Origin of the sequence: Pseudomonas sp. NPDC096950 (assembly GCF_044762525.1) — a bacterium.
Taxonomy (GTDB): Bacteria; Pseudomonadota; Gammaproteobacteria; order Pseudomonadales; family Pseudomonadaceae; genus Aquipseudomonas.
Genome location: NZ_JBIWEL010000041.1, coordinates 21,257 through 29,229 on the forward strand (window position 1 = coordinate 21,257; position 7,973 = coordinate 29,229).

Sequence of the window (7,973 nt, forward strand, 5' to 3'; positions counted from 1 at the left end):
TCACAAATTACCGTTTCTGGAGTTACACCATGGCTGTTCAACGTACTTTCTCCATCATCAAGCCTGACGCTGTTGCAAAAAACGTTATCGGCGAGATCACCACTCGTTTTGAAAAAGCTGGCCTGCGCGTTGTAGCTTCGAAACTGAAGCAACTGTCCAAAGCCGAAGCTGAAGGCTTCTACGCTGAGCACAGCGCTCGCGGTTTCTTCGGCGACCTGGTTGCTTTCATGATCTCCGGCCCGGTTGTTGTTCAGGTTCTGGAAGGCGAAAACGCTATCGCTCTGAACCGTGAGCTGATGGGCGCTACCAACCCTAAAGAAGCTGCTGCCGGCACCATCCGCGCTGACTTCGCTGATTCCATCGACGCCAACGCTGTACACGGTTCGGACTCCGAAGCCGCTGCTGCTCGCGAAATCTCGTACTTCTTCGCAGCTACTGAAGTAACCACTCGCTAAGCATTGGCTTATGAGTGAAGGTGAATCCATGACTACATCGACTGTAAAAACTAACCTGCTGGGTCTGACTCAGCTGGAAATGGAAAAATTCTTCGACTCAATCGGGGAGAAGCGTTTCCGTGCCGGTCAGGTAATGAAATGGATTCACCACCTTGGCGTCGATGATTTCGACGCCATGACGAACGTCAGCAAAGCCTTGCGCGACAAGCTCAAGGTGATTGCTGAAGTTCGCGGTCCAGAAGTGGTCAGCGAGGACATTTCCACCGACGGCACCCGTAAGTGGGTGGTACGCGTGGCGTCCGGCAGCTGCGTCGAGACCGTCTACATTCCCCAGGGCAAGCGCGGCACGTTGTGCGTTTCGTCCCAGGCAGGCTGTGCCCTGGATTGCAGTTTCTGCTCCACCGGCAAGCAAGGTTTCAACAGCAACCTCACCGCCGCCGAAGTCATCGGCCAGGTGTGGATTGCCAATAAATCGTTCGGCAGCATCCCGGCGACCGCCGACCGTGCCATCACCAACGTGGTGATGATGGGCATGGGTGAGCCGCTGCTGAACTTCGACAACGTCGTGGCCGCCATGCATCTGATGATGGATGACCTGGGCTACGGGATCTCCAAGCGTCGCGTGACCCTGTCCACTTCGGGCGTGGTGCCGATGATCGATGAGCTGTCCAAGCACATCGACGTGTCCCTGGCGTTGTCGCTGCACGCACCAAATGACGCATTGCGTAACCAATTGGTGCCGATCAACAAGAAATATCCGCTTAAGATGCTGCTCGAGTCGTGCCAGCGCTACATGTCGTCCCTGGGCGAAAAACGCGTGCTGACCATCGAGTACACCTTGCTCAAGGACATCAACGACAAGGTTGAACACGCGGTCGAAATGATCGAGTTGCTCAAGAACATCCCGTGCAAGATCAACCTGATCCCGTTCAACCCGTTCCCGCATTCCGGGTACGAGCGTCCGAGCAACAACGCGATTCGTCGTTTCCAGGATCAGCTTCACCATGCCGGCTTCAATGTCACTGTACGCACCACCCGTGGTGAAGACATCGACGCTGCGTGTGGCCAATTGGTAGGGCAGGTGCTGGATCGCACCCGTCGCAGCGAACGTTATATCGCCGTGCGCGAGTTGAGCGCCGAGAACGATATGGCGCAGAACGCCGCGAAATAAATTAAGAGAGGATCTCTATGTCCCTGCGCTTTGCGCTGCTTGTGCTGATGGCCAGCCTTTGTGCTGGTTGTGTCCTGTCGGGCGATTTCAACCCGATGAAGACCAGCAAGGGCCGCGATGAAGCGCGTGTTGCCTACGTGCAGCTGGGGCTGGGGTACTTGCAGCAAGGGATGACCGAACGGGCGAAGGTGCCGTTGAAAAAGGCGCTGGACCTGGATGATTCCGATCCTGACGCCAACGCGGCGCTGGGGCTGGTATTCCAGGCCGAGATGGAGCCGGAGCTGGCCGACCAGCATTTTCGCAAGGCGCTGTCCTCCCGTCCCGGCGATGCACGCATCCTGAACAACTACGGCAGTTTTCTTTACGAAGAAAAACGTTACAAGGAAGCCTACGAGCGCTTTGAGCAGGCCGCCGCCGATACCCTGTATCCTGAGCGTTCGCGGGTGTTCGAGAACCTTGGTATGACCGCTTCGAAGCTTGGCCAGCGTGATCTGGCCCAGCAGCAACTGGAAAAATCCCTGCGTTTGAACCGACAACAACCGCGTGCATTGCTGGAAATGGCTGAGTTGTCTTACGAAGACAGGCATTATGTGCCCGCGCGTGACTATTACGACCGTTTTAGCCTGCTCACCGAACAAAATGCACGTAGTCTATTGCTCGGCGTTCGGCTGGCAAAAGTGTTTGAAGATCGCGACAAGGCCGCCAGTTTTGGCCTGCAATTAAAACGACTCTATCCCGGTACGCCGGAATATCAGCAATACCTGTCGGAGCAATGATGAAAGCGGCGCATCCCGAAGTTGTAGCAGCGAATCGCGTTAACCCCGGTGAGACTTTGCGCCAGGCCCGCGAAAGCAATGGCTGGTCGCTGGCCGAAGTGGCCCTCAAGCTCAACCTCACCGTCAATTCCTTGGGCAATCTGGAAGCCGGCGCGTTCGACAAGCTGCCAGGCCATACTTTCGCTCGCGGTTATATTCGCGCGTACGCCAAATTGCTCGGCATGGACCAGACCGTTCTGGTCCAGCAATTCGACCAGTCCACCGGCACCGACTCCCAGGGCAGCAACGTCCATAGCCTGGGTCGTATCGAAGAGCCGGTGCGGGTTTCCCACACCATTTTGCGCATTGTCAGCCTGCTGTTGCTGATCGCGGTGATTGGCGGTGGTTTCGTCTGGTGGCAGGATCAAACCTCTCTGCGCACCAAGGACCTGGCCACCCTGGCGCCGGAACACGTTGAAGTCGAAGGCGCCGACGGCACCACCCAGATCCATCCGCTGGACGAGCCGGAAGACCAGGCTGTCGCGGAAGGTCAGAGTGAAGCGGGGACCGCTCTCCCGTTGACGCAATCCGAGACATCGACTGAAGCACCGGCCGAAGCCGAAGCCACCGCGCCTGCTCCAGCACCTGTAGCCCCGGCTCCAACGCCTGCGGCACCGGTTCACAACGCCGCACCTGTGGTCGCCGCGCCAACCGCGCCAGCATCGGCCGTTCCGGCTCCGACCACGACTGCTCCGGTTGCCCCGGCTGTTACTGCTCCAGCCGCCGCTCCAGTGGCCGGCCAAGGCTCGGTGCAGCTCTTGTTCACTGCCGATTGCTGGACGCAAGTGACCGATGGCAATGGCAAAGTGCTGTTGAGCGGTCTCAAGCGCAAGGGCGAAAACGTTTCCGTGAGCGGCAAGCCACCGTTTGCCGTGCGTCTGGGCTTCGCCCGTGGCGCGCAGGTCAGCTACAACGGTCAGGTGGTTGATGTCGCTCCGTTCACCAGTGGCGAGACTGCTCGCCTGAAGTTGGGTCAATAAGTCATGCACGGCGAATCTCCAATCAAACGTCGCGAATCCCGCAAGATCTGGGTCGGTAACGTGCCTGTTGGCGGCGATGCGCCTATCGCTGTGCAGAGCATGACCAACAGCGACACCAATGACGTGGCCGCCACCGTGGCCCAGATCAATCGCCTGGAAGCCGCTGGCGTCGATATCGTGCGCATTTCGGTGCCGGACATGGACGCCGCCGAGGCTTTCGGCAAGATCAAGCAACTGGTCAAGGTGCCCTTGGTTGCCGACATCCACTTCGACTACAAGATCGCATTGCGCGTAGCCGAACTGGGCGTTGACTGCCTGCGCATCAACCCGGGCAACATCGGTCGTGAAGACCGCGTGCGTGCGGTAGTGGATGCCGCCCGTGACCGCGGGATTCCGATCCGTATCGGCGTGAACGCCGGTTCCCTGGAAAAAGACCTGCAAAAGAAATATGGCGAGCCGACCCCGGCCGCGCTGGTCGAGTCGGCCCTGCGTCACGTCGAGCACCTGGAGCGCCTGAATTTCAAGGACTTCAAGGTCAGCGTGAAGGCTTCCGACGTGTTCATGGCCGTCGCCGCCTACCGCTTGCTGGCCAAGGAAATCGTCCAGCCGCTGCACTTGGGCATCACCGAAGCTGGCGGTTTGCGTTCAGGCACGGTGAAATCCGCCGTGGGCCTCGGTATGCTGCTCGCCGAAGGGATTGGCGATACTATTCGCATCTCGTTGGCGGCTGACCCGGTCGAGGAAGTGAAAGTCGGCTACGACATTCTCAAATCCCTGCACTTGCGTTCCCGTGGCATCAACTTCATCGCCTGCCCGAGCTGCTCGCGGCAGAACTTCGATGTGGTCAAGACCATGAACGAGCTGGAAGGGCGCCTCGAAGATCTGCTGGTGCCGCTGGATGTCGCGGTCATCGGTTGCGTGGTCAACGGGCCGGGCGAAGCCAAGGAAGCCCATATCGGCTTGACCGGCGGCACGCCAAACCTGATTTACATCGACGGCAAGCCGTCGCAGAAACTGACGAATGAGAATCTGGTGGACGAGCTGGAAAAGCTGATCCGCCAGAAAGCGGCCGAAAAGGTCGAAGCCGACGCAGCAGTCATCGCCCGCGGCTGATCGAACGAATTTAAGGATTGATAGTGAGCAAGTCTCTGCAAGCCATACGTGGCATGAACGACATCCTGCCCGAGCAGACGCCCCTTTGGCGTCATTTCGAGGGCACCGTCTCGCGTTTGCTGGATAACTACGGTTACAAGCAGATCCGCATGCCGATCGTTGAGTTCACCGAGCTGTTCAAACGCTCTATCGGTGAAGTGACCGACATCGTCGAAAAAGAGATGTACACCTTCGACGACCGCAACGGCGATTCCCTGACCCTGCGCCCTGAAGGCACGGCGGCCTGCGTGCGTGCGGTGCTCGAGCACGGCATCACCGGCGGCGGCCAGGTGCAGAAACTCTGGTACATCGGCCCGATGTTCCGCCACGAGCGTCCACAGAAAGGTCGTTATCGCCAGTTCCACCAGATCGGCGTGGAAGTGTTCAACCTCGACGGTCCGGACATCGACGCCGAGCTGATCGTGCTGACCTGGCGCCTGTGGGGCGAGCTGGGCATCCGCGATGCGGTCAAGCTTGAGCTCAACAGCCTGGGCACCAGCGAATCCCGCGGTCGTTATCGCGAAGCCCTGGTCGAGTTCCTCTCGGCGCACCTGGATAAGCTCGACGAAGACAGCCAGCGCCGTCTGAAAACCAACCCTTTGCGGGTTCTGGACACCAAGAACGCCGACACTCAAGCGGTATTGGTCGACGCGCCGAAAATGGCCGACTACCTCGACGAAGAATCCCGCGTGCACTTCGAGGGCCTCAAGGCTCGTCTCGATGCTGCCGGCATTCCTTATGTGATCAACCCGAAGCTGGTTCGCGGGCTGGATTACTACAGCAAGACCGTTTTCGAATGGGTCACCGACAAGTTGGGCGCCCAGGGCACCGTGTGTGCCGGTGGTCGTTACGACGGTCTGGTGGAGCAGATGGGCGGCAAGCCGACCACGGGCGTTGGTTTCGCCATGGGTATCGAGCGCCTGGTGCTGCTGCTGGAAACCCTTGAGCAGATCCCGCAAGAGATTTCCCGTCAGGTCGACGTCTACCTCTGCGCCTTCGGTGAAGCCGCCGAGCTGGCCGGTCTGACCCTGAGTGAGCGTGTGCGTGACCAGTTGCCCAACCTGCGCCTGCAAGTCAATGCCGGCGCCGGCAGTTTCAAAAGTCAGTTCAAGAAAGCCGACAAGAGCGGTGCGCTGTATGCGCTGATCCTCGGTGACGACGAGATGGCTCAGCAGGTGGTAGGTTTCAAACCCCTGCGTGGCCAGGGCGAACAACAAAGCATTGCCTGGGATGCGCTCGCTGCACACCTGGCCACCTGCGTCGTGCAGGGTTGAAGCTGTCAAACAGCCGATTTAGCGATTAAGGAGTATTGGGGTGTCGAGTACCGAAGACGAACAACTGGCGGATTTGAAGGACTGGTGGACACGTAACGGCAAGCCCCTGGTCACTGGCGGCCTGTTGGCGCTGGTCATCGTGTTCGGCTGGCAAGCCTTTCACAAGTATCAGAGCAATCAGTCGCAAGGCGCCTCGATTCTCTATCAGCAACTGCTGGAAACCACGCTGACGCCTGACGGCAAGCCTGACGCAGCCCGGGTTTCGGACCTGGCCGGCAAGCTCAACAGCGAGTTCGGCGGTTCGGCCTACGCGCAATACGGCAGCCTGTTCGTGGCGAAAGTCGCGGTCGACAGCGGCAAGCTGGACGACGCAGCCAGCGAGCTGAAAGCCATCAACGACAAACCGGCCAACCCGGCGCTGGGCGAAATTGCCCGTCAGCGTCTGGCGCAGGTCCTGGCGGCGCAGAACAAGGTCGAAGAAGCCCTGAAACTGCTTGAAGGCGATGCCGACAAGTCGTTCCTGGCCACTCGCGAAGAACTCAAGGGCGACCTGCTGGTGCAGTTGGGTCGTACCGACGAAGCGAACACGGCGTATCAAAAAGCCAAGGCAGCACTGTCGGATGAAGCGGCAGTCGGTGGCCTACAAATCAAGCTGGACGACCTGGCCAAAGGGGATGCGTGACGTGATCCGTTGGAAACATGCAGCATTGCTGGCTCTGGCCATTTTGGCCGCGGGTTGCAGCAGCAACAGCAAAAAAGAATTGCCGCCGGCCGAGCTGGTCGACTTCAAAGAAGAAGTGGTCCTGCAGAAGCAATGGAGTCGTTCGATCGGTGACGGTCAGGGCGAAACCTACAACATGCTGGTACCGGCGATCGATGGCAGCACCATTTTTGCGGCCGACGTCACTGGCGTGATCGTGGCGATGGACCGCAACAATGGCGACGTCAAATGGAAGAAAGACCTCGAACTGCCTGTCTCCGGCGCCGTTGGCGTGGGCTACGGTCTGGTCACGATCGGTACGCTCAAGGGTGAAATCGTTGCCCTGGACGCCACCAACGGTGAAGAGAAATGGCGCGCTCGCGTGTCCAGCGAAGTCCTCGCGCCGCCAGCCAACAACGGCGACGTTGTGGTGGTTCAGACCCAGGACGATCGCCTGATCGGCCTGGACGCTGCGACCGGTACCCAGCGCTGGTTGTATGACAGCACTCCGGCGGTCCTGACCCTGCGCGGCACCAGTGCGCCAGTCGTCACCAATCGCCTCGCGGTGGCTGGCCTGTCGACCGGTAAAGTGGTTGCTCTCGACATTTCCAACGGCGTGCCGGTTTGGGAACAACGGGTTGCGATCCCACAGGGTCGTTCGGAACTGGAGCGCGTGGTCGATATCGACGGCGGTCTGCTGTTGTCCGGCGAAACCCTGTACGTCGCCAGCTATCAGGGTCGCGTTGCGGCACTGGACCTGCAAAGCGGTCGTCAGCTCTGGCAGCGTGATGCTTCCAGCTATGCCGGTGTCGCCCAGGGTTTTGGCAGCGTATACGTGAGCCTGTCTTCGGGCACCGTTGAAGGCGTCGACGAACGTTCCACCACAGCCTTGTGGAGCAACGATTCGCTGGCTCGCCGTCAACTGTCGGCTCCGGAAGTGTTCTCCAGCTACGTTGCAGTCGGCGACATGGAAGGCTACCTGCACCTGCTGAGCCAGGTGGACGGTCGCTTCGTCGGCCGCGAACGCATCGACAGCGATGGCCTGCGTGCCCGTCCGCTGGTGGTGGGTGACATGATTTATGTGTATGGCAACAGTGGCAAACTGGAAGCCCTGACCATCAAGTAAGAACTATGCTTGGGTTGATCCCAAGCGGCTTCACCTGTGGGAATGAATGTGGGAGCGAGCCTGCTCGCGAAGGACGTCAACGATTACGTTTGCGGCCTGGATGAACGCGGTGTCCAAGCGTTTTTCGCGAGCAGGCTCGCTCCCACAACAAGCCCGCAGTGATTGCCCCGAGCACCAGCCGCTGCCTCGCAGCGGCTTTTGTATTTTCTGAAATAACGAAGTGGAGAGCCGCATGGTTCCCGTAATCGCCCTGGTGGGCCGACCGAACGTCGGCAAGTCCACCTTGTTCAACCGCCTGTC

9 protein-coding genes are annotated in these 7,973 nt (G+C 59.4%); all 9 read left to right on the plus strand.

The window, feature by feature from the left end; all coding sequences use genetic code 11:
* Window positions 1-29: 29 nt before the first annotated feature.
* The gene (gene ndk, locus ACIQY3_RS33510) at window positions 30-455 is read left to right on the plus strand and encodes a nucleoside-diphosphate kinase (protein WP_007916882.1); all 426 of its coding nucleotides are present in this window, start codon (window positions 30-32) and stop codon (window positions 453-455) included.
* Between the two features lie 28 nt (window positions 456-483).
* Window positions 484-1,626 carry a 23S rRNA (adenine(2503)-C(2))-methyltransferase RlmN gene (gene rlmN, locus ACIQY3_RS33515; protein ID WP_054045377.1) on the plus strand — a complete coding sequence of 381 codons (1,143 nt, stop codon included), beginning with the start codon at window positions 484-486 and terminating at the stop codon, window positions 1,624-1,626.
* 17 nt (window positions 1,627-1,643) lie between these two features.
* Window positions 1,644-2,402 (plus strand): type IV pilus biogenesis/stability protein PilW, encoded by a 759-nt coding sequence (gene pilW / locus ACIQY3_RS33520; protein ID WP_403028807.1) that lies wholly within the window; start codon window positions 1,644-1,646, stop codon window positions 2,400-2,402.
* Window positions 2,402-3,421: a RodZ domain-containing protein gene (locus ACIQY3_RS33525; RefSeq protein ID WP_403028809.1), complete on the plus strand. Its 1,020-nt coding sequence runs from the start codon at window positions 2,402-2,404 to the stop codon at window positions 3,419-3,421. The genes pilW and ACIQY3_RS33525 overlap by 1 nt, the downstream gene beginning before the upstream one ends.
* 3 nt (window positions 3,422-3,424) lie before the next feature.
* A complete protein-coding gene (gene ispG, locus ACIQY3_RS33530) occupies window positions 3,425-4,534 on the plus strand; it encodes a flavodoxin-dependent (E)-4-hydroxy-3-methylbut-2-enyl-diphosphate synthase (RefSeq protein ID WP_213938437.1) in 1,110 nt (369 codons plus the stop codon).
* Window positions 4,535-4,557: 23 nt separating this feature from the next.
* Window positions 4,558-5,847 (plus strand): histidine--tRNA ligase, encoded by a 1,290-nt coding sequence (gene hisS / locus ACIQY3_RS33535; RefSeq protein ID WP_403028814.1) that lies wholly within the window; start codon window positions 4,558-4,560, stop codon window positions 5,845-5,847.
* 40 nt (window positions 5,848-5,887) lie between these two features.
* Window positions 5,888-6,529 (plus strand): tetratricopeptide repeat protein, encoded by a 642-nt coding sequence (locus tag ACIQY3_RS33540; RefSeq protein WP_403028816.1) that lies wholly within the window; start codon window positions 5,888-5,890, stop codon window positions 6,527-6,529.
* Window positions 6,522-7,673 (plus strand): outer membrane protein assembly factor BamB, encoded by a 1,152-nt coding sequence (gene bamB / locus ACIQY3_RS33545; RefSeq protein ID WP_403028818.1) that lies wholly within the window; start codon window positions 6,522-6,524, stop codon window positions 7,671-7,673. Before ACIQY3_RS33540 ends, bamB begins: the two co-directional genes overlap by 8 nt.
* 232 nt (window positions 7,674-7,905) lie before the next feature.
* On the plus strand, window positions 7,906-7,973 hold a 68-nt coding region (locus tag ACIQY3_RS33550; RefSeq protein ID WP_403028823.1), incomplete at its 3' end, for a GTPase.

Excerpts from the sequence above, each read along its gene's own strand:
- ACIQY3_RS33525 (WP_403028809.1), top strand. The coding sequence starts at position 2,402 with ATGAAAGCGGCGCATCCCGAAGTTGTAGCAGCGAATCGCGTTAACCCC.
- ispG (WP_213938437.1), top strand. The coding sequence starts at position 3,425 with ATGCACGGCGAATCTCCAATCAAACGTCGCGAATCCCGCAAGATCTGG.
- bamB (WP_403028818.1), top strand. The coding sequence starts at position 6,522 with ATGCGTGACGTGATCCGTTGGAAACATGCAGCATTGCTGGCTCTGGCC.
- ndk (WP_007916882.1), top strand. The coding sequence starts at position 30 with ATGGCTGTTCAACGTACTTTCTCCATCATCAAGCCTGACGCTGTTGCA.
- rlmN (WP_054045377.1), top strand. The coding sequence starts at position 484 with ATGACTACATCGACTGTAAAAACTAACCTGCTGGGTCTGACTCAGCTG.
- pilW (WP_403028807.1), top strand. The coding sequence starts at position 1,644 with ATGTCCCTGCGCTTTGCGCTGCTTGTGCTGATGGCCAGCCTTTGTGCT.